This is a genomic window from Hyphomonas sp. (assembly GCF_013823385.1).
Classification (GTDB): domain Bacteria; phylum Pseudomonadota; class Alphaproteobacteria; order Caulobacterales; family Hyphomonadaceae; genus Hyphomonas.
In genome coordinates, this window is record NZ_PNMA01000001.1 from 338,982 (window position 1) to 357,196 (window position 18,215).

The 18,215-nt window shown below is 62.9% G+C and carries 16 protein-coding genes and 1 tRNA gene; 14 read left to right on the top strand and 3 right to left on the bottom strand.

Features of this window, described 5'->3' with window-relative positions:
- Window positions 1–15: 15 nt before the first annotated feature.
- The 7 genes from C0456_RS01630 (at window position 16) to C0456_RS01660 (ending at window position 7,833) form a co-directional block, all read left to right on the top strand.
- Complete coding sequence (locus C0456_RS01630) at window positions 16–903, top strand: polyprenyl synthetase family protein (RefSeq protein ID WP_291047648.1); 888 nt, start codon at window positions 16–18, stop codon at window positions 901–903.
- 35 nt (window positions 904–938) lie between these two features.
- Complete coding sequence (gene dxs, locus C0456_RS01635; protein WP_291047649.1) at window positions 939–2,861, top strand: 1-deoxy-D-xylulose-5-phosphate synthase; 1,923 nt, start codon at window positions 939–941, stop codon at window positions 2,859–2,861.
- A gap of 106 nt (window positions 2,862–2,967) precedes the next feature.
- Entirely contained in the window at window positions 2,968–3,612 is a 645-nt protein-coding gene (locus C0456_RS01640) for a hypothetical protein (RefSeq protein WP_291047650.1), read from the top strand.
- Window positions 3,613–3,646: 34 nt separating this feature from the next.
- Window positions 3,647–4,228, top strand: a complete 582-nt coding sequence (locus C0456_RS01645) for a hypothetical protein (RefSeq protein WP_291047651.1) — start codon at window positions 3,647–3,649, stop codon at window positions 4,226–4,228.
- A gap of 216 nt (window positions 4,229–4,444) precedes the next feature.
- Complete coding sequence (locus C0456_RS01650; protein WP_291047652.1) at window positions 4,445–6,160, top strand: class I adenylate-forming enzyme family protein; 1,716 nt, start codon at window positions 4,445–4,447, stop codon at window positions 6,158–6,160.
- 4 nt (window positions 6,161–6,164) lie between these two features.
- Window positions 6,165–7,187, top strand: coding sequence for an aldo/keto reductase (locus C0456_RS01655; RefSeq protein WP_291047653.1), 1,023 nt, complete (start codon window positions 6,165–6,167; stop codon window positions 7,185–7,187).
- On the top strand, window positions 7,177–7,833 hold the full coding sequence (locus C0456_RS01660; RefSeq protein ID WP_291047654.1) for a DUF938 domain-containing protein: 657 nt from the start codon (window positions 7,177–7,179) through the stop codon (window positions 7,831–7,833). Before C0456_RS01655 ends, C0456_RS01660 begins: the two co-directional genes overlap by 11 nt.
- Before the next feature lie 40 nt (window positions 7,834–7,873).
- Here C0456_RS01660 and metG read toward each other — a convergent pair whose 3' ends face one another.
- Together metG and C0456_RS01670 are read right to left on the bottom strand one after the other, a co-directional pair.
- Complete coding sequence (metG, locus tag C0456_RS01665; protein ID WP_291047655.1) at window positions 7,874–9,613, bottom strand: methionine--tRNA ligase; 1,740 nt, start codon at window positions 9,611–9,613, stop codon at window positions 7,874–7,876.
- 67 nt (window positions 9,614–9,680) lie between these two features.
- Entirely contained in the window at window positions 9,681–10,826 is a 1,146-nt protein-coding gene (locus tag C0456_RS01670) for a DUF418 domain-containing protein (protein WP_291047656.1), read from the bottom strand.
- Window positions 10,827–11,002: 176 nt separating this feature from the next.
- Here C0456_RS01670 and C0456_RS01675 point away from each other — a divergent pair.
- From C0456_RS01675 to C0456_RS01705, 7 genes are all read left to right on the top strand, one after another.
- Window positions 11,003–11,078, top strand: a tRNA-Thr gene (locus tag C0456_RS01675).
- Between the two features lie 53 nt (window positions 11,079–11,131).
- On the top strand, window positions 11,132–11,935 hold the full coding sequence (locus C0456_RS01680; RefSeq protein WP_291047657.1) for a universal stress protein: 804 nt from the start codon (window positions 11,132–11,134) through the stop codon (window positions 11,933–11,935).
- 201 nt (window positions 11,936–12,136) lie between these two features.
- Window positions 12,137–13,633, top strand: coding sequence for a CoA-acylating methylmalonate-semialdehyde dehydrogenase (locus C0456_RS01685; protein ID WP_291047659.1), 1,497 nt, complete (start codon window positions 12,137–12,139; stop codon window positions 13,631–13,633).
- Window positions 13,634–13,637: 4 nt separating this feature from the next.
- Window positions 13,638–14,414: an enoyl-CoA hydratase-related protein gene (locus C0456_RS01690; protein WP_291047660.1), complete on the top strand. Its 777-nt coding sequence runs from the start codon at window positions 13,638–13,640 to the stop codon at window positions 14,412–14,414.
- A 27-nt stretch (window positions 14,415–14,441) separates the two neighbouring features.
- Window positions 14,442–15,332 carry a 3-hydroxyisobutyrate dehydrogenase gene (gene mmsB / locus C0456_RS01695; protein ID WP_291047662.1) on the top strand — a complete coding sequence of 297 codons (891 nt, stop codon included), beginning with the start codon at window positions 14,442–14,444 and terminating at the stop codon, window positions 15,330–15,332.
- Between the two features lie 3 nt (window positions 15,333–15,335).
- Window positions 15,336–16,136, top strand: coding sequence for a TIGR03084 family metal-binding protein (locus tag C0456_RS01700; protein ID WP_291047664.1), 801 nt, complete (start codon window positions 15,336–15,338; stop codon window positions 16,134–16,136).
- A 26-nt stretch (window positions 16,137–16,162) separates the two neighbouring features.
- The gene (locus C0456_RS01705; RefSeq protein ID WP_291047665.1) at window positions 16,163–16,960 is read left to right on the top strand and encodes a crotonase/enoyl-CoA hydratase family protein; all 798 of its coding nucleotides are present in this window, start codon (window positions 16,163–16,165) and stop codon (window positions 16,958–16,960) included.
- Between the two features lie 54 nt (window positions 16,961–17,014).
- Here the strand turns inward: C0456_RS01705 and C0456_RS01710 are convergent, their stop codons facing one another.
- Window positions 17,015–18,214: a CaiB/BaiF CoA-transferase family protein gene (locus C0456_RS01710; protein WP_291047666.1), complete on the bottom strand. Its 1,200-nt coding sequence runs from the start codon at window positions 18,212–18,214 to the stop codon at window positions 17,015–17,017.
- Window position 18,215 lies beyond the last annotated feature (1 nt).

Consider the following 18,215-nt stretch of genomic DNA (forward strand, 5'->3'; position numbering starts at 1 on the left):
CCGGACCGGGGCGAAGTGACAGACTTTGAACAGCGCCTGACGGAAGTTGCCGACAAGGTGACGGTGGCGCTGGATCAGCTGATCCCGCCGGCCAGCGGCCCGGAAGCCAATCTGATGCGCGCCATGCGCCATGCGGCGCTGGCCAATGGCAAGCGGATGCGGCCTTTCCTTGTGCTGGAAACGGGCGCCATGTTCGGGGCGTCGGAGAAGAGCCTGCTGCGGACGGCGGCGGCGCTGGAATGCGTGCACTGCTATTCGCTGGTGCATGATGATCTGCCCTGCATGGATGATGATGACTTCCGGAGGGGGCAGCCGACCGTTCACAAGGCCTTTGACGAGGCAACGGCCGTGCTGGCCGGGGACGCGCTGCTGACGCTGGCGTTCAAGATCCTGGCCTCTGCCGAGACCCATGATGACCCGGCGGTGCGCGTTCTGCTGATCGAGCGGCTGGCCGATGCGGCCGGAGCGCGGGGCATGGTGGGCGGCCAGATGATCGACATGCTGGAAGAGGCGAGCCCGCGCGATCTCAACACCATCACCCGTATGCAGCGGCTGAAGACCGGGGCGCTGATTTCCTATGCGCTGGAAGCCGGGGCGATCATCGGCCATGCCCGCGAGGCCGAACGCAATGCCCTGGCAGGTTTCGCCAATGATCTGGGGCTGGCCTATCAGATTGCCGACGACATCCTTGATGCAGAGGGGGATGAAAGCATCGTGGGCAAGGCAGTTTCCAAGGACAAGGACGCCGGAAAGGCGAATTTCGTGACCCTTCTGGGGGTGGAGGGGGCCCGGCAGAGGGTGCGGCTGCTCGCCGCGCAGGCCAAGGAACATTTGGCAATTTTCCGTGACAAAGCCCACATCCTGCTGCATTCCGTTGATTATGTGCTGAACAGACCCCGCTAAAACCGGGCACGCGACGACAAGAAAAGCACGCAGATATGACCGAGACACGCCCGAACCGCCTCCTGGACGCCATAGATTCGCCGTCCGACCTCAAAGGCCGCAGCCGCGCCGATCTGAAACAGATCGCCGTGGAAGTGCGCGATGAGGTGATTGATGTCGTCTCGGTCACCGGGGGGCATCTCGGCTCCGGGCTGGGCGTGGTGGAGCTGACCGTGGCGATCCATGCGGTGTTCGATGCACCGGCCGACAAGCTGATCTGGGACGTGGGCCACCAGTGCTATCCCCACAAGATCCTGACCGAGCGCAAGGACCGGATGCGGACCCTGCGCCAGGGCGGGGGGCTTTCAGGCTTCACCAAGCGTTCGGAGAGCAAATACGATCCGTTCGGGGCCGCGCATGCCTCGACCTCGATCTCGGCAGGCCTCGGCTTTGCCAAGGCGCGTGACCTGCAGGGCAAGGACAATCATGTCATCTGCGTGATCGGCGATGGGTCGATGTCGGCCGGCATGGCGTATGAAGCCATGAACAATGCCGGTGCCGACCGTTCCCGGATGATCGTTATCCTCAACGATAACGACATGTCGATTGCGCCCCCGGTTGGCGCGATGAGCCATTATTTCTCGCGGCTGGTTTCCTCGCGGCCTTACCGGGGCCTGCGCCGGATTGCCAAGAAGGTGGTTCAGCCGATGGGGCTGGAATCTCCGGCGCGGCGCGCAGAGGAATATCTGCGCGGCTTTGCGATGGGCGGCACGCTGTTTGAGGAGATGGGGTTCTATTATATCGGCCCGGTCGACGGGCACGACCTCGACACGCTGCTGGACCTTCTGGAAAACATCAAGGCGATGCAGGACGGTCCGATCCTGCTGCATGTGGTGACGCAGAAGGGCAAGGGCTATGCCCCTGCCGAGAACTCTGCCGACAAGTATCACGGGGTTTCGAAATTCTCCGTGGTCACCGGCGAGCAGGCCAAGGGCGCCGCTGGAGCCCCAGCCTATCAGAAGGTGTTTGGCCAGACGCTGGCGAAACTGGGCGAAACGGACGACAGGATCTGTGCCATCACGGCGGCCATGCCATCTGGTACGAGTACGGACATTTTCGGGAAGAAGTTCCCCGAGCGGCATTTCGATGTCGGCATTGCCGAGCAGCATGCGGTGACGTTTGCTGCCGGCCTTGCGGCGGATGGCATGAAGCCGTTCTGCGCGATCTATTCGACCTTCCTTCAGCGCGGCTATGACCAGGTTGTGCATGATGTTGCGATCCAGCAGCTGCCGGTTCGCTTTGCTATCGACCGGGCAGGGCTTGTCGGCGCCGATGGGGCGACCCATGCGGGAAGTTTCGATGTCGGCTATCTTGGCGCGCTGCCGGGATTTGTGTGCATGGCGCCGTCTGATGAAGCGGAGCTGGCGCGCATGGTGCTGACCTCGCTTCAGATCGATGACCGGCCCAGCGCTTTCCGCTATCCGCGCGGCGAAGGGATCGGTGTTGAAATTCCCGAGCTTCTCAAGCCGCTGGAAATCGGCAAGGGCAGGGTGGTGCGCGAGGGGACGGCGATTGCGATCCTTTCCTATGGCACCCGGCTGCAGGAAGCGCTGAAAGCCGCCGAAATGCTGGCCGCGCAGGGCCTGAGCGCCACCGTAGCCGATGCCCGCTTTGCCAAACCGCTCGACCATGATCTGGTCGAGCGCCTGGCGAAGGAACATGAAGTGCTGGTGACGATTGAAGAGGGCGCTCGTGGCGGCTTTGGAAGTTTCGTTCTTGAGCATCTTGCCAATTGCGGCGGGCTGGACAGGGGCCTGAAGGTGCGAGTTATGACGCTACCTGATATCTTCCAGGATCAGGACACGCCGGCAGCCATGTATGATCAGGCCGGGCTCACGGCGCGCCATATTGCATCGCGTGCAATTGAGGCACTGGGTCGGGGCGACCTGTCTGCCATTGAACGGCTGGCATCTGCCTGAGGCTTTGCCACACTAACATCACACTTCTGCCCTGTGCCGCTTCCTTCCGGCAGGCTATGGAGAAGGCGCGAAACTCATGATTCCGCCTGCAAGAAGGAAGTTTGATATGACCCGTTTCAGCCTTGCCGCCATGGCCTCAGCGCTTGTTCTCGCCGCGTGCGCGACGCAGGCGCCCCCGAGCGATGAACCGGCGGCCGTTGTTGTTGTGGTACCCTCCCAATATGAGCTGGGCATGAGCACGGCAGCCGAATTGCAGGCCGCCGGGAATGTGCCCACTGCCATTCAGCGCCTGATGCAGCTGGCCGGCGATACCGGAATCACCCCGGCGCAGAAGGCGGACGTTCTCTATGAACTCGGCGTGCTGAGCATGAGCCCGACGGGATATGACCTTCCGGGCGCGGTCGGTTATTTCGACGAAGTGATTGCCAATCATCCGAATACGGATGCGGCCCGCCGCGCCAGGACCAAGCTGCCGGAAGCCCGCGCGCAGGTGGACGCGCTGAACGCTGTGCTGGCCTCGGTCGATGCGACCCATACGGAGCGCTTCAACGCGCTGATGAAGCTGGGCCGGCATCTCGATGCGATCGACCTGATGGCGCAGTATGACATCCAGCCTGACAATGAAGTGAAGCTGGCGATGTATCAGATCGGCTATCTGTGCGACGAAAGCGGCCTGACCGGGCAGACCTACACGGTGGCCGACCGTGACGGCACGACCCGCAGACTGCGCTTTTGTGACTACGGCAAATAAGGCATAGACTGTCTCCCGAACCTGGGGGGACAGGATGGAAAACACGGAATTCCGCCAGAGAATTTCCGCCTTCGAGAAGGGCGAGATTCTCTGGCGCGCCTTTCCAGGCCGGCTGGAAAAGCACGGGGCGGACGGATCGCTTCAGCTGACAATTCCCTATGACCGTGTGCGGCGGGTGCGGATTGCCTGGGCGCCGAGCCGGGGGCAGCCGGGGCGCATGCTGCTGGAGCTGACGGGCGACCAGTCCCGCGTGACCATCTCCAACATGCATTATGCGGGCTTTGCCGATTTCGAGGACCGGGCGGAGAGCTTCTATCCGATGGTGTGGCTGGTGGCGCTGGGCGTGCGGCGGGCCAATCCGGCGGCTGAGTTCCGGGCAGGCGAGCGGGCGGAGATTTACTGGCCGCTGCTGTGCTTTGCGTCCGGCGCCCTGGCGATGCTGGCGGGCGTTCTCTTCGCGCTGCCGATCGGTGCCGGGGATGGGACCACCTCTGCCTTCATCAAGGCCGGCTTCATCCTGATTGCGTTGCCGCTGCTGCTGGGTTGGGCATGGAAGTCGCGGCCCAGGAAGTTTAACCCCGATACCGATCTGGACGAAATGGTTGCCATCCGCTGATGGGGCAGAACTCACCTGAAGCTGAGGGTTCTGGCGCCCGCCAGGAAAAAACATGCTGTCAAAGGCCGGATTTGGGCGCCGGTTCACACAAAAATGACGCCGTGTCGCATGTGAGCCCCTTCATTATCCGGCCCGCGCGTGGTTGTCTGGCGCCAGCACAGAAACAACCCGAGGAAACCCATGCCGACAGACCTTCTCCCCCCGAACTGGCCCGCCATGTCGATCGCCCAGGCCAATGCCGCGCTGGCCGGGCCGGGATCGCCGCTGGAGCTTGAAGAGGCCGAGATTCGCGGCGTCCGCATGAAGGTCTACAAGAACGCGCCGCCGAACATTCCCGTGATCCTGGAACTGGCGGCACAGCAATTTCCGGAGCGCACCTATCTCGTCTACCAGAATGAGCGGGTGACATTTGGCGCGCTGAACCTGGCTGTGCGCAAGCTGGCCGCCGAGATGCGCGACGTCTACGGCATTCAGAAAGGCGACCGGGTGGCCATCGTCATGCGGAACTATCCGCAATGGCCGCTGGCCTTCTATGCTGCGCTGAGCCTGGGGGCGATCGCCACGCCGATGAATTCCTGGTGGACCGCTGAAGAGCTGGAATACGGCCTTTCCTTTGCCGGGGTGAAGCTGGCGGTGATGGACCTGCAGATTTATGAGCGCATCCGCGATCATCTGCACAAGCTGCCGGACCTGCAGCATATTCTGGTTGCGCGGGATTCGGCCGAGGAGATTGCCGATCCGCGCGTCTCTTCGCTTGATGCCATCGTGGGCCATCCCAATGACTGGGGGAAGCTGCCCGATGCCGGGCCGACGGGGGTTCAGATTGCGCCCGATGACGACGCAACGATCATGTATACCTCGGGCACGACCGGAAAACCCAAGGGCGCGCTGGCCACCCACCGCGCGGTGATCACCAACATGTTCAACTCCAGCGCCTGCCAGGCGCGGATGTTCCTGCGCAAGGGCGAGCCTGTGCCCGCGCCCGATCCCGAAGCGATGCGCGCGACGCTGATCTCCATTCCGTTTTTCCATGCGACGGGGTCGTTTGCGATCCTGATCCCTTCGGCGCTGCGCGGGGACAAGGTTGTGTCGATGTACAAATGGGACGCGGGCGAGGCGCTGCCGATCATCGAGGGTGAGAAGATCACCGCGGTGGGCGGCGTGCCGGCGATTGCCTGGCAAATCCTGGAACATCCGGACAGGGACAAATATGACCTCTCCTCCATCCAGGCGATTTCCTATGGCGGCGCGCCGTCTGCGCCCGAACTGGTTTCGACCATCAAGAAGCGTTTTCCCGAAGCGGCGCCCGGCAATGGCTGGGGCATGACCGAAACCTGCGCCACGGCGACGCTGAATATCGGCGAAGACTATGTGAACCGCCCCTCCAGCGCTGGCGCGCCGCCAGCAGCGGTGGAACTGAAGATCTGCGATCCCGAGGGCAATGAGGTGCCGGCCGGGGAGGTGGGCGAACTCTGGTGCAAGAGCGCGGCGAATTGCCGGCTCTACTGGAACCGGCCCGACGCGACGGCCGAAACCTTCCGCAATGGCTGGGTGGTGACCGGTGACCTTGCGCGCATCGACGAGGAGGGGTTCCTCTATCTCGTCGACCGGGCGAAGGACATGCTGATCCGGGGCGGCGAGAACGTCTACTGTATCGAGGTGGAAAGCGCGCTCTACGATCATCCGGCGGTGATGGATGCCGCCGTGGTGGGGATTGCGCACAAGGTGCTGGGCGAGGAAGTGGGCGCTGTGGTGCAGCTGAAGCCGGGAAAGACGGCGACGGAAGCGGACCTGCGCGCGCATGTGGCCGGGCAGCTGGCAGCGTTCAAGGTGCCGGTGGAAATCCAGTTCCAGGATGAGCCCTTGCCGCGCAATGCCAATGGCAAGATCCTGAAGGCGGACCTGCGCCAGCGTTTCAAGCCGAGGGGGTAGGCCGATGACCGTGGAGCGGCGGCGCATTGGAGACCGGCAGGTGCATCCTGTGGGCCTTGGCTGCATGAACATCATGCATTCTTATGGTCCGCCTGCAGATGAAGGCGAGGCGAAAGCCCTGCTCTTGCGGGCGCTGGATATCGGCTGTGATTTTCTCGATACGGCGACGATCTATGGCCTTGGCCGGAGCGAGGAGCTGATCGGAGAGACGCTGGGCAAGCGGCGGCAGGAATATTTCCTGGCGAGCAAGTGTGTGCTGGGCTTCAAGGAAAAGCAGCGCACGCTGGATGGGCGGCCCGAAGCGATCAAGGCGGCGTGCGAGGCGAGCCTGAAACGGCTGCGCACCGATGTGATTGATCTCTACTATCTTCACCGGCCTGACCCGAAAGTTCCGGTTGAGGAGTCCGCTGGCGCGATGGCTGATCTCATCCGTGAGGGGAAGACCCGCTTCTATGGCCTGTCGGAAATGGGGGAAGATCAGCTGCGCCGGGCGCATAAGGTGCATCCCGTGGCGGCGCTGCAGTCTGAATATTCGCTGTGGGTGCGCAATCCGGAGATTGCCGTGCTGGACGCGTGCCGGGAGCTTGGCGTGGCCTTTGTGGCTTTCTCGCCGGTCGGGCGCGGGTTCCTCGCCGATCCGCCGGCGGACCCGGCGAGCTTCCACGAAGCCGATATGCGCAACGTGCTGTTCCCGCGTTTTGCTGACGAGAATTATCCCGCAAACCTGCCCTTGCTTGAAACGGCGCGGGTGGTGGCCGGGGAAGCAGGATGCAGCGTGGCGCAGATGGCGATCGCCTGGACCATGGCCAAGGGCGGCCATGTTCTGCCCATTCCGGGCACACGGAGCATCCCGCATCTGGAAGAGAACCACAACGCCGCGAAGGTTCGTCTGACGGCGGAGCAGGTGGCGCGGCTGGACGCAGCCTTCGCGCCGGAGCGGGCTGTCGGGCCGCGCTACACGCCTGCCGGGCAGGCAAGCGTGACGACCGAGATGTTCGACTTCGAGAAAGCCCGGCATGGCGGATAAGCCGCCCGTTGCGCTGGAGGATCGCGGCGAGAGCGGGGATGGGCGGCGCTTTTCCCCCTCCACCGCGCGCAACCGTGAGCCGATACGCGACGTGCTGAAGGCGCATCTGGCGCTGCCCGCGCACGTTCTGGAGATAGCGTCCGGAACTGGGGAGCATGGCGCATTCCTGGTTGCGGAACTGCCCGGCCTGTATTGGACCTATTCCGACATCGACCCGCCAAGCCTTGAGAGCCAGCGCGCCTGGCGGGCCGCCGCGCAATTAGACCGCTTACAAGGGCCGCTGATTATCAACGCCGCTGACAAAGACTGGGGCGCAGCGGAGCAGGCGGGCACGTGGGACGCTGTATTCAGCGCCAACATGGTTCACATCGCGCCGTTTGAGGCGGCAGAAGGACTGATAGCGGGGGCGGGGCGGTTGCTGAAGCCCGGCGGCGCCCTGGTGCTTTACGGGCCGTTTGCGCGCAGCGGCGTGATCGCGCCTTCAAATGCTGCCTTTGATGAGAACCTCAAGAGCAGAGATGCCCGGTGGGGCGTGCGGGATCTTGATTTGGATCTCGCGCCGCTGGCGCAGGCGGCGGGGTTGCGGCTCGATGCTGTCATCGAGATGCCCGCGAACAATCTGATGGCGGTCTTCCGGAAGGCTTAAACCATCCGTATGCGGCGGGACCAAATGGCCCCGCCACTGTTTACTCCTTGCCGCCGCCGAAACGCTCGGTCCATTCGGCGACATGCGTGTCCTCGATCTTCTGGAAGAGGACGTCTGGCGGGGTGATGGCATGGCCACGCGGAAGCGCATCGAGCAGGGCCGCAAAGTCCTCCGCTTTTGAGCCGCTGGGCATCTTGCGGTTTTCTTCCGGAATGCCGAGGGCATCGAGGATTTTCTTGGCCGCGTCCGGTATGATCGGCTGAGCGATGATGCCGAAGAGGGCAGCAAGATTGATGCCCGCGCGCACGCCGACAGCGGCGGCGTCCACATCATTCTTGTACTTCACCCAGGGCTCCGCCTTGGTGAGGTATTCATTACCGGCCGCCCAGATGGCACGCGTTTCGGCAGCCGCCTTGCGGAACTCCATGGCTTCGTAGAACTCGACAAGGCGCGGCAGGCGCTCGGCCAGCTCGTTTGCCATCCAGGCTTCGGCCTCACCGGAAACGCCAGCCTCAGGAACCTTGCCGTCGAATTTCGAGGCGCAGTATTTGGTGATCCGGTTGATGAAGTTGCCGAGCACGTTGGCAAGATCGGAGTTCACCGCCGCCTGAAAGCCTTCCCAGGTGAAGGCGGCGTCGGAGCCTTCCGGCGCGTTGGAGATGAGATACCAGCGCCAATAGTCAGACGGCAGAAGGCTGAGGGCCTGATCCATGAACACGCCGCGCTTCTGGCTGGTGGAGAACTTGCCGCCATACCAGGTGACCCAGTTGAAGGCCTTGAGCTTGTCGACGGTTTTCCAGGGCTCGCCGGAGCCGAGCAGGGTGACCGGGAAACTGACCGTGTGGAAGGCCACGTTGTCCTTGCCCATGAACTGGACATATTCGGTCTGGTCTGCGCCCTTGTCGGTGAGCCAGAGTTTCTCCCAGTCATTGCCGGTGGCTTCGGCCCATTCCTGCGTCGCGGAGATGTAACCGATCGGCGCGTCGAACCAGACATAGAAGACCTTGTTCTCGAAGCCTGGGCGCGGATTGCCGTCCACGTCGGTGACCTTTACGCCCCAGCTGAGATCGCGGGTGATCGAGCGGGCGATCAGGCCTTCATCGAGCCATTTATTGGCGATGGAAACTGCCAGAGAGGGCCAGTTCTTCCCCTTCTCGTTGACCCATTCGCGGATGCGGCCCTGCATGCCAGTCTGGAGCAGGTAGAGGTGGTCAGTATCCCGGATCTCGATATTCCGGCTGCCCGTAACCGCCGAGTAGGGATTGATCAGATCAACGGGATCGAGGAGGCGGCCGCAGCTGTCGCACTGGTCGCCGCGCGCTTTTTCATAGCCGCAATGCGGGCAGGTGCCTTCCACGTAACGGTCCGGCAGGAAACGGCCGTCATCGACGGCGTAGACCTGTTTGGAGGTACGCACTTCAATCAGGCCATTCTTCTCCAGCTGCTGGGCGAGATGCTGGGTGATCTTGTGGTTTGCCGGGCGCGAGGTGCGGCCGAACCAGTCGAAGGAGAGGTTGAAGCCTTCACCGGCCTTGCGCTGGATTTCGTATTGCTCGTCGCAATAGGCCTGCACGGTCTGACCAGCAGCCTGTGCGGCGAGTTCGGCCGGGGTACCGTGTTCATCGGTGGCGCAGATATAGGTCACCTCATGGCCCATCAGTCGCATCACGCGGGCGTACACGTCTGCCGGAAGCATCGAGCCGGCAAGGTTGCCGAGATGCTTCACGCCGTTGATGTAGGGCAGGGCCGAGGTGATGAGGATGCGCCGTTGCTGGGTCATGGGGCCTTTTCAGAGCCTTTCTGTTGGAGAACGCGCCTTTTAACGCTCTCGCCGGTAAAGGAAAGCTCTAGGCGCGGCCCCAATAGGTAACCCGCCTCAAGAGGACTTCCAAAGGCCCCCGCGCTGCAAAGCTGCGCCAGAGCCCTGTAAGGAGCAGGGAGGCAAGCCCTACGCCGAGCGCTGTCAGGATAGCCTCAGCCGCGCTCATGCGCCCGAACTGGCCCAGGCCATAGCCAGCAAAAATGAAAGAAAGAACGAGGGATTGCACCAGGTATGCCGTCAGGGAGGCAGACCCTGCGCGTGCCAGGAAGCGGCGGATAGGGCCGGGGCGGCCTTGAGAGGCCAGCGCCATGAGGCCCGCATACCCCAAGGCTGAGAAAGTTGAGAAGGTCATGAGGATCGCCGCAGCCAGCATGTACTGGCTGGAAACGATTGTTCCGGCGCGGGTCATCAGAATGGCGGCCCAGAGGCTGCCGAGCAGGCCGATGGGCAGGAACACCCAGCGCGAGAGCCTCCAGATGCGCGCCTGTGGCTGGTCAATCACGCCGGCTTTGGCGGCGGCAAGCCCGAGGCAGAAGAACCCGAAGACAGCGATGCCCTGCTGGATCAGCACGCTGGGCAGGACGAGCGGAAGCTGCGACAGGCGCCAGGCCGCTGCGTCCAGGAAGCTGCCCTCCGTGAAGGCGCGGATCTGCGCGGCATCGGCTGCAGGATCGCGCGCCTTGGCCATTTCTTCAGGCGCATAGGCGTCACCCGCGCCGATCAGTGCTGCGAGGAGGAAGAGGATCAGCGTGTTGAGGGCAATCAGGCCGAGTCCCAGGCGAACCAGCGAGGCCGCCGAGGCGTCGCGCAGGGTGAAAAGCAGACCGCCCAGCAGGCCGTAGGTGATCAGGATGTCGCCATGCCAGAAGAAGATGAAATGCAAGGCGCCCAGGAAAATGAGCCCCGCCATCCGCCGGAAATAGCGCGCGCCGGCATCTGCGCCTGCGCGGTCCGCCGCCTCCAGCTGCCAGGCGAGACCTGCGCCGAACATCATCGCAAACAGCGGATAGGACTTCATCAGGAACAGGCCTGACATGGCCGTATAGGCCGCGCGGTCTGCGGGGGTCTCCAGCCCCGCGCCATAGAAGCCGTCCGTGGCCGGCGCAGCGAAGCCGGATACGTTCACCACCGCAATGCCGATCAGGGCAAAGGCGCGCAGCAGGTCTGGCATCAGGGCGCGAGGTGGGGCGGGCGGCAATGCGGCAGGGCTTTCGAGACGTTTGCGGGCAGCAAAACAGCTCCGCCGGCCCATAGCAAGCATCGCCGGAGCAGGGCGGCGCAAGCGGGAACGCCAGTCAGAAAGCTGACTTGACCGCCCCCTCCAACCCCTGTAGCCACCGCCTAAGTGCCGGCTTAGCTCAGCTGGTAGAGCATCTGATTTGTAATCAGAGGGTCACGGGTTCGAGTCCTGTAGCCGGCACCATCGACCCGCCTTCACTGCCGGTTTAAAGGGTGTGGACGCTGTAGGGGGTACTCTTGCGCAAGATACTGGCCGCAACCCGGTTTTCTGAAAACTGCGCCCGCGCCCAGGCGCGCGCCATGCGTATCGCCGCCAACACAAAGGCTGAGCTGTTGCTTGTCCATGCGGGCGACGCTGCGGCGCGGGACCAGCTGAACGAGGCGGCGCGGGCGGCGGGCGCGGTAGCGCAGCTCCAAGAGGGCGATCCGGCCAAGGTTATCCTCGAGACGGCCCGCGGCGGCGAGGCGGAGTTGATTGTGGTCGGCGCGCCAGGGCGCCGCGGTTTGCGGGAAGTGCTCACCGGCACGAATGTCGAGCAGGTAATCCGGCAGAGCAACGTGCCCGTGCTTATGGCGGTCAATGCTGAGGATGTCCCCTATCGCCGCGTATTGCTGGCAACCGATTTCTCGGAGGCGTCTGTGCTGGCGGCCACCAGCTTTTTCCGGAGCGGAATAGCCGCCGGGGCGCAGGTGTCTCTCTGCAATGTTTTCGATACCCCGGCCATCCGCTTGATGACCAAGGCCGGAACCACCACGGCCAGCATTCAGCACTATATCGCCGAGCAGAGGAAAGCTTCCGCCGACACTCTGAAAACCATTGCGGATCAGATCGGGCTTGCCCACACCGGGGTCATGCCCCGCATGCAGCAGGGAACGGCGGCGCAGACATTATGTGCTGCGGCGCAGGAGATTGGCGCAGACCTCATTGTTGTGGGAACGCAGGGCCATAGCGGCATCCGGCGCTTCTTTCTCGGCAGCGTGGCCGAGGAGGTCTTGCGCCGGTCGCCGGTGGATGTGCTGGCGGTTCCCGCGCTGGCGTAAGCCGCTGGCAATCGCGCTACCGGGATAAGCAATATTCTCGCCGGAAGCCGCGCAGGACGCCGCGTCAAGGGCGCCTTACGGCCAGGTGGCTTCCTTGCAAGACACCGGAAAATGCGGCAAGCCCGCTCCATCATAAACGCCGTGACGGCGCGCAGAGTGTGCTGCGGCTGCCGCATAGGCCCATAGGCAGGAGGAGCGCGCGTGCGCGAAGTTCATCATTTTGTGAACGGCAGGATGGTTGCCGGAACGTCTGGCCGGTTTGGCGATATTTACGATCCCAATACAGGCGCTATCCAGGCGCGCGTGGCGCTGGCAACGAAGGCGGAGCTCGGCGCGGCGGTGGACGCGGCAACGGCGGCGTTTCCCGGCTGGGCGAACACGAACCCGCAGCGCCGGGCGCGCGTGATGTTCGAGTTCAAGCGCCTCGTGGAAGCTAATATGGACGAGCTGGCGCACATGCTGTCTTCCGAGCATGGCAAGGTGATCGCCGATTCCAAAGGCGACATTCAGCGCGGGCTGGATGTGGTGGAGTTCGCCTGTGGTATTCCCCACCTTCTGAAGGGCGAATATACCGAAGGCGCAGGCCCCGGCATTGACGTCTATTCCATGCGCCAGCCGCTCGGCGTGTGCGCGGGCATCACGCCGTTCAACTTTCCGGCCATGATCCCGTGCTGGATGGCGGCCGTGGCGATTGCCTGCGGCAATACCTTCATCCTGAAGCCCTCGGAGAAAGACCCGTCCGTGCCGATGCGCCTGGCCGAACTGATGATGGAGGCCGGCCTGCCGAAGGGCGTGCTCAACGTCATCAATGGCGACAAGGAAGCGGTTGACGCGATCCTGACCCATCCGGACATCAAGGCGGTGAGCTTTGTCGGATCGTCCGACATCGCACAGTATGTCTATTCGACCGGCACGGCGAACGGCAAGCGCGTTCAGGCGATGGGCGGGGCCAAGAACCATGGCATCATCCTGCCGGACGCCAACCTTGAGCAGGCGGTGAAGGATATTGTCGGCGCCGCTTATGGCTCGGCCGGTGAGCGTTGCATGGCGCTGCCGGTGGCCGTTACGGTTGGCAAGAAGACGGGTGACGAGTTTGTCGAGCGGATGCTTGAGGCGGCCCGCGGCCTGAAGGTTGGCGTCTCGACCGACACGGATGCGCATTATGGACCGGTGGTTTCTGCTGCGCACAAGGCGAAGGTCGAAAGCTATATCCAGATGGGCGTGGATGAAGGCGCCAGCCTGCTGCTGGACGGCCGGGGGCTCAAGCTGCAGGGCAATGAGGGGGGGTACTTCATTGGCCCGAACCTCTTCGACAATGTGAAACCGTCGATGAGATCCTATCAGGAAGAAATCTTCGGGCCGGTATTGCAGGTGATGCGGGTCGAGACGCTGGAAGAGGCCGCTGCGCTGCCCTCAAACCATCAGTATGGGAATGGCTGCGCCATCTTCACCTCCAATGGCCGCGCCGCGCGCGAATTTGCGGCGCAGGTGAATGTCGGCATGGTGGGCGTGAACGTGCCGATCCCGGTGCCGGTGGCGTATCACACCTTTGGCGGCTGGAAACGCTCTGCCTTCGGTGACACGAACCAGCATGGCCCCGAGGGCGTGCGCTTCTACACCAAGATCAAGACCGTGACCCAGCGCTGGCCGGAAGGCGATATCGGCGACCAGGCATTTGTCATTCCAACAATGGGATAATCCGATGACCGAGTACAAGACGATCCAGTTCGAACAGAAGGGCCGTGTGGCTGTGGTGACGCTCAACCGTCCCGACAGCCTCAACGCCCTTAATGCAGAGATCATGCGCGAGGTTGTCGATTGCTTCATGGCGATTGACCGCAACAAGGAGATTGCCGTCAGCGTGCTGACGGGCGCAGGCCGCGCCTTTGCGGCGGGCGCCGACATCAAGGAAATGCAGCCGCAGTCTTTCTCCGACATGTATGTCGAGGACTATTTCGCCGGTTGGGACCGTTTCGCTGCCTGCCGCAAGCCGGTGATCGCTGCGGTAAACGGCTTTGCGCTCGGTGGCGGGTGTGAGCTGGCGATGATGTGTGACGTAATCATTGCCTCCGACAAGGCCAAGTTCGGCCAGCCTGAAATCAAGCTCGGCGTGACGCCCGGCATGGGCGGCTCGATCCGGCTGACCAAAGCTGTCGGCAAGGCAAAGGCAATGGATCTGGTGCTGACCGGGCGCATGATCGATGGCGCGGAGGCAGACCGGATTGGCCTTGTCTCCCGCGTGGTGCCGCATGATACGCTGATGGACGTTGCGCTGGAAGCAGCCAATGAGATTGCCGGCTTCTCCATTCCTTCGATCATGGCGGCCAAGGAAATGGTGGCGCGGTCTCTGGAACTTCCGACCACGGAAGGCGTGAAATTCGAACGCCGCCTGTTCCAGGGCCTGTTTGGCACTGCTGATCAGAAAGAGGGCATGGCCGCGTTCAGCGAGAAGCGCGCAGCGAAGTTTGAAGACAAATAAGCAGCCCGCGCTGCAGGAGGAAACATCATGGCGAAGATCGCTTTCATCGGGCTTGGCAATATGGGCGCCGGCATGTGCGCCAACCTGGTCAAGGCGCACCATGAGGTGGCCGCATTTGACCTGAATGCGGAGGCTGTCTCGGCTGCGGCCGAGCGGGGCGCGCGCGCCGCAACATCGATTGCGGATGCGGTGAACGGCGTGGATGTTGTGGTCACCATGCTGCCGGCGGGCAAGCATGTTCTGGGTGTATATTTCGGCGCAGACGGCGTTGCCGAACACGCGCAGCAAGGCATTCTGTTGATCGACTGTTCTACCATCGCCGTTACCGATGCGCGCGAGGCACATGAGAAGGCTTCCAATGCCGGCTTCATGATGGTCGATGCCCCTGTCTCGGGCGGCACTGCGGCGGCAGATGCTGGTACACTGACTTTCATGGCCGGCGGCACGAAGATCGCCTACGAACTGGCCGAGCCAATTCTCAAAGGAATGGGCAAGAACATCTTTCATGCCGGCGGGGCGGGGAACGGGCAGGCGGCAAAGATCGCCAACAACATGCTGCTCGGCATTTCCATGATCGGCACCTGCGAGGCGTTCAACCTGGCTGAAAAGCTGGGCCTCGACGCGCAGACCTTTTTCAACATCTCGTCTGTTTCCTCCGGCCAGTGCTGGAGCATGACCAGCTATTGCCCGGCGCCGGGCCCTGTCCCCACTTCACCCGCCAACCGCGACTACAAGCCGGGCTTCGCGGTTGCCATGATGCTGAAAGACCTGCATCTGGCCGCCGACGCCGCCAAGGCGGCTGGGGCAGACATTCGCCTCGGAGAACTTGCCGAAAGCATCTACCAGAACCTCTCCGAGCGCGGCTTTGACGGCCTGGATTTTTCCGGCGTGCTGAAAGACCTGAAAGGGGATCTCTGATCCATGCAGCAGGCTGAAGATTTCCGGGCGGAAAGCCGGGCGTTGCATGCGCTGATTTCCGCGACGGCGCCGGTCCGATATACCGAGCCGACCCAGTTCAAGGGCTGGGGCATTCATGATGTGCTTCAGCATCTGCACTTCTGGAACCGGATGGCCTATCTTCAGCTGGCGGACGAGGCCGAGCTGGTTCACCATCTGAAGACGATGGCCAGTTCCGGCAAATCCATGCGGGCATATGAGAGTGAAGTACTGGCAGGGCTTGAGGGCTATGCTCTGGTCGCCGAATGGGAAAAGCAGTTCGAGGAAACGGCCGGCCGTTTCGCGAGCGCTGACCCCAGGGCGCGCCTGAAATGGGCGGGGCCGGATATGAGCGCGCGCTCTTCGATCACCGCTCGCCTGATGGAAACATGGGCACACGGACAGGAAGTCTACGACCATCTGGGCGTCGTGCGCCAGAATGAGGACCGGATCGGCAATATCGTGACGCTGGGCATCAATACCTTTGGGTGGACTTACGCGACGCGCCGGGAAAAGCCGCCGGGGGAGATGCCCTATGTCTTGCTCACGGCGCCTTCGGGCGCGGTCTGGACGCATGGAACCCCCAGTGACGCCGAGAGGATCGAAGGCCGGGCGGAGGAATTCTGTCAGGTCGTCACGCAGACGCGCAACATTGCCGACACATCCCTGGAGGTGACCGGCGCGGTGGCGGCCGACTGGATGTCCAAGGCGCAGTGCTTCGCCGGGCCGCCCGCAACGCCGCCCGCGCCGGGCACTCGCCAAACGTCCCCGTCTGAAACTCACTGAACACGCTAACGTCAAAGGAAACGCCCATGTCCATTCTGCTGCTGGAGAAACGCGGCCCCATCGCCGTGATGACGCTGAACCGTCCCGAAATGATGAACGCGCTCGGGCAGGAAGGGGATGGGCCCGCTGTGGCGGCGGTGTGCGCCGAGATTGCAGCCGATCCGCAGATCCGCTGCGCGATCCTCACCGGCGCTGGCCGCGCCTTCTCTGCGGGCGGTGATGTGAAGGCGATGAAGGAGAAGACCGGCGCATTCGGCGGAAGCCCGGCGGACATCCGCGAAGGCTATCGCCGCAACATCCACATGATCGTCCGCTCGCTGTATAATATGGAAACTCCGCTGATTTCCGCCATCAATGGCCCCGCCATCGGTCTTGGATGTGATGTGGCCTGCATGGCGGACATCCGCATTGCTTCGGAAACGGCAAAACTAGGCGTGACGTTCCTGAAACTGGGCCTCATTCCTGGGGATGGCGGCGCCTGGTTGCTGCCGCGCCTCATTGGATCGTCTCGCGCAGCCGAATTGCTGTTCACGGGCGACGTGATCGACGCGAAGACCGCAGCAGAATGGGGCCTCGTCTCCCGCGTCGTGCCGACGGACAAACTGATGGATGAAGCCATGGCGATGGCCGAGAAGATTGCGGGCCAGCCGCCCCAGGCGCTGCGCCTTGCCAAGACGCTGATGCGCCATGGGACCAACGCTTCCTATGATACGATCATGGAGCTGTCGGCCGCCTCGCAGGCGCTGATGCATGAAACCGATGATCACATCGAAGGCGTCAACGCGATCCTTGAGAAGCGCACACCGGTGTTCAAGGGAAAATAAATTCCGTCTACTGCTTAAGTTAAGAGGGCGCGAGATAATCTCGCGCCCTTTTTGTCAGAAGACGATGCCGGATTTGTAGAGGGTCTCTATGTCTGCCTCGCTCCGCCCAAGAGAGCCGAGCACGGCTTTCGTGTGTTCGCCGGGTGCCGGGGAGGGGCCTTTCGGGCCGTCGTCCGCGCCGGGGAAACGAACCGGTGATGCAGGTGAGGCATAGGTCGTGCCGTCGCCCTTGGAGCTGGGCGTCTGGACGATGGCGCCCGCCGCGAATGCCTGCGGATCGCTGGCAACTTCCGCCAGCGTCTGAACCGGGGCCCAGGCAATCGATTCTGCGTCAAGGCGCGCGGCCAGTTCCTTCATCTCATAGGCGCCGAAGCCCGCATCGAGAATGTTGACGACTTCTGCATTGTTGGCGCGTCGGCCCTTGGCATTGTTGAAGCGCGGATCGGTGGCGAGTTCGGGCCGGTTGATCACCCGGCAGAGCGGCGCCCAATCCGTCTCGCCCTGGCGGGCAACGATGCAGAACCATTTTTCGTCCTTGCTCTGATAGAAGTTCGAAATCGGAACATTCTGCTCGTGCCGACCCTTGGTAGAGGCGACGCGGCCAAAGAAAAGCTGGATCGCGAGATCGGAGCCCATAGTGTAGAGGCCGGTTCGGAAGAGGGATGCCTCGACGAGACGGCCATTTCCGGTGCGCTGGGCTTCCACCAGCGCCGCGCAGATGCCGGCGGCCGCCGCAATGGAGGTTGTGTGATCCCCAAAAGCCGTCCGTAGAGGGAAGGGCTCGCCGCCCTTGGGGATGGTGAGGTTGGCAACGCCCGTGCGGCTCCAGAAGCTGGCGATGTCAAAGCCCGGACGATCCGCATCCGGACCTTCAAGGCCGTAACCCGAAAGGGAGCAGTAGACGAGTTTCGGGTTCAGCTCCTTCAGGGACGCGTAGTCCAGCCCCGAGCGGGCAAGGCCGCCGGGGCGGACATTGGTCAGGAACACGTCGGCGTCTTTCACCAGTTCACGGATGAGCGCCTGGCCCTCTGCCTTGCTGGTGTCGATGATGATCGACTGTTTGCCACGATTGTCGAAATCGAAGACGGGATTGTCGGGATAGTCTGTGCCGATCGTGCGGAAGAAGAGGCGGATGGGATCACCGCCGGGCGGCTCGATCTTGACGACATCGGCGCCCCAGTCACGAAGGATACAGCCGGCGCCGGGGGCGGCCATGTAGGTAGCGTATTCGATGACGCGGATGCCTTCGAGCATA